Raw genomic sequence first — 1,645 nt, forward strand, 5'->3', positions numbered from 1 at the left:
GTCAACGCCGGTCAGTTGCGCGATCTGCCCTGGGACGGGCGCGGTGGCCCGTGGCAGCTTGCCCGCGCTGTCAATGCGGGCGATCCCATATTGCAGAGCGATCTTGCAAGCCAGCTTATGGTCAAGCGGGGTGATGTGGTTTCCCTCATATTTTCCAGAGGCAACCTGCGCATAACCACACAGGCGCAGGCCCTGGCTGATGGTGAACCGGGAGCCACCATTCCGGTGCGGAACTTGCAAACCAAAAAACAGGTCTTCGGCATTGTCAAAAACGGCAATACCGTCGAGATAAACTAGACGTCGCAGCCGCATGCGGCGGACGCGGTTATTGAAGGAGAGGAGCATATGCAGGCACGTCACATCATCCCCGTCATGGCGCTGGTTTTTGCGCTGTGTGCCGCTTGCGGCGGCGGACCGCGCAAACATCCCGCCTTGCAGCCACCGGTTGCCGATCCTCAGGAATACAGGCAGGAGGCCAACGGGCCGGACAATCCGGGGTCTCTTTTCGCGGCCAGCGAGCAGGACACGCTTTTTTCCGACAGCCGCGCCCGCAGGGTAGGCGACATCGTGGTGGTCAAACTGGTGGAAAACACCAAGGCCCAGAACAAAGCCGAAACCACTGCCAACAAGCAAGGCGCCAACGACTATCAGGTGGGCGCGCTCATGGGGCAGGGATCGCACGGCTTTATCCCTTTCCTGGGGCTGGGACCCACCAACAAGGTGGGAACGCCGGCCCTGACCACATCCTCCACCAGCGACCTGTCCGGCACGGGCAAGACCAAGCGTGAAAACTACGTCACCACCTCTCTGGCGGCGCGTGTCATCCGAGTGCTGCCCGGCGGCCTGCTGCAGATCGAGGGCGCGCGGGAAATACGCGTCAACGAGGAAACAGAATATATGGTGGTGCGCGGCATGGTGCGCGCCAAGGATGTAAGCGCCGACAACAGCGTGCTTTCCACGCAGATTGCTGACGCGAGCATCGAATACTACGGTCGCGGCGTGCTTGCAGACAAGCAGAAGCCGGGCTGGTTCACGCGGCTTATGGACAATATCTGGCCCTTCTAGGCCGTATGCGCCTGAGCGTGTAGAATATCAATATGGCTGATGCCGCCGGGAAGTCGTTTTCCGGCGGCATCAGCGCTTTGTTGTGTTGCATGTGGGCCCTGACGTGTTGATTCTGTAACTGTTGACGATAGAACGGGCCTGGCGCTGTGGGAACCTGCCCGCAGTTATGCGGCGGAGTGTCGCCCTGCCTACTGCCCGTACACGTTGTAAGGACAGAAGACGCTGGTGCTGACGAATGAAACGCAGATGCGTTGAAAGCCAGGCGTTGCGGACGAGGAGAGTTGTGGGGGGAGATTGAGAGCACAAAAATTGAGGCTGAAGGATTTGGGAGCCGAAGGAGCGCCGTGCAATCCCAGTCCGGAGCAGACCGTTCGAAAAAGCGGGTAAAACAGACGCCTGCTCAAGGCAAAAGCACGGTCTGTCGTTATAGAAAACCGCAAAAACATACTTTTTTTAGATGCTGTAGTCACGAGACTGAAGCCCACAAAAAGATACACCTGATCTGAACGGCAGCCAGAAATGAGGCCGCATTTTTTGCGTACCGAGTCGCTATGCCGCGCCATTGCTTCAAATAGAGAAA

Annotated in this window: 2 protein-coding genes and 1 pseudogene; 2 read left to right on the forward strand and 1 reads right to left on the reverse strand. The window is 58.2% G+C overall.

Features of this window, described 5'->3' with window-relative positions; all coding sequences use genetic code 11:
• The coding region (flgA, locus tag V6C16_RS12690) for a flagellar basal body P-ring formation chaperone FlgA (RefSeq protein WP_333543379.1) at positions 1–297 on the forward strand (297 nt) is incomplete at its 5' end.
• Positions 298–345: 48 nt separating this feature from the next.
• Positions 346–1,065: a flagellar basal body L-ring protein FlgH gene (locus V6C16_RS12695; protein WP_333535560.1), complete on the forward strand. Its 720-nt coding sequence runs from the start codon at positions 346–348 to the stop codon at positions 1,063–1,065.
• Positions 1,066–1,531: 466 nt separating this feature from the next.
• On the opposite strand, the pseudogene V6C16_RS12700 reads toward V6C16_RS12695, so the two are convergent.
• Positions 1,532–1,645: pseudogene (locus V6C16_RS12700) on the reverse strand (IS5/IS1182 family transposase); the annotation flags it as partial.

This window comes from Desulfovibrio sp. 1188_IL3213 (assembly GCF_036763145.1).
Classification (GTDB): domain Bacteria; phylum Desulfobacterota; class Desulfovibrionia; order Desulfovibrionales; family Desulfovibrionaceae; genus Desulfovibrio.